Source organism: Oleiphilus sp. HI0079 (assembly GCF_001635105.1).
The window spans coordinates 1-1,160 of sequence record NZ_LWFT01000715.1 but is presented as its reverse complement, the minus strand read 5'-3'; the positions used below and the strand labels follow the sequence as shown (position 1 = coordinate 1,160).

The 1,160-nt window shown below is 47.9% G+C and carries 1 protein-coding gene; it reads right to left on the bottom strand.

The features are described 5' to 3' along the window. Positions 1 to 970, bottom strand: a 970-nt coding sequence (glnA, locus tag A3750_RS12960) for a type I glutamate--ammonia ligase (protein WP_068548346.1), incomplete at its 3' end; no start/stop codon positions are given. Positions 971 to 1,160: the final 190 nt, after the last annotated feature.

Below are 1,160 nucleotides of genomic sequence, written 5' to 3'. Positions count from 1 at the left end.
GTACCAAACGCTTGTAAGAGTTGGTTGATGAGTTCGTGAATGCGTTGATTGCACGAGCGTGCTTGATGATACCGCCGATGTAGTACAAGCACTCATCAGATAGGCCAGCGTAGCCGTCACCAGCAAATAGGTTGCTGCCATCTTTAGCAAGAGACATGTGAACGTGCATGCCAGAACCGTTGTCACCAACTAGAGGCTTCGGCATGAATGTCGCTGTTTTGCCGTATGCGTGTGCAACGTTATGTACGCAGTACTTAAGGATTTGTACTTCGTCCGCTTTCTTAACAAGCGTGTTTGCACCAACACCGATTTCACACTGACCAGCAGTACCCACTTCGTGATGGTGTACTTCGATCACAAGACCCATTGCTTCCATTGCAGCACACATGGCGCCACGTAGGTCATGCAAAGAATCAACTGGTGGTACTGGGAAGTAACCGCCTTTAACGCCTGGACGGTGACCGATGTTGCCGCCTTCGAATTCTGCGTGGTCGCTCCATGCAGCTTCTTCAGAGCTGATTTGGTACATTGCGCCGCTAATATCAGCTTTCCACTTAACATCGTCAAATACGAAGAATTCTGGCTCTGGACCAAACAAGGCGCTGTCTGCGATGCCTGTAGACTTCAAGTACTCTTCTGCACGTTTCGCAACAGAGCGTGGGTCACGCTCGTAACCTTGCATTGTTGATGGCTCAACAACGTCGCAACGCAAAATGAGTGTGGTTTCTTCAGTGAAAGGATCAAGAACCGAAGTAGTGTCGTCAGGCATAAGGATCATGTCTGACTCGTTGATGCCCTTCCAGCCAGCAATTGATGAGCCGTCAAACATTTTGCCTTCTTCAAAGAAGTCTTCGTCAACTTCTGTAGATGGAATGCTAACGTGTTGCTCTTTACCGCGTGTATCTGTGAAGCGAAGGTCTACCCATCTAACTTCGTTCTCTTTGATGAGACCCAGAGTGTTCTCTGACATTTTATTACTCCATATTACGGATGTTACTGAACGGCTACCGAAGAGATAAGCAGTTCTTGTTTATTTCAGGTTTCGGCTAAATCTTCGCGCGCTGCGTTGTTATTTCCGAAAGTCTGACGATTTATAAGCCCCAGGACTGCAGCATGTCTCATGCTCCACTCGCTCTTGGCGCTGATAACCTATAAATGGG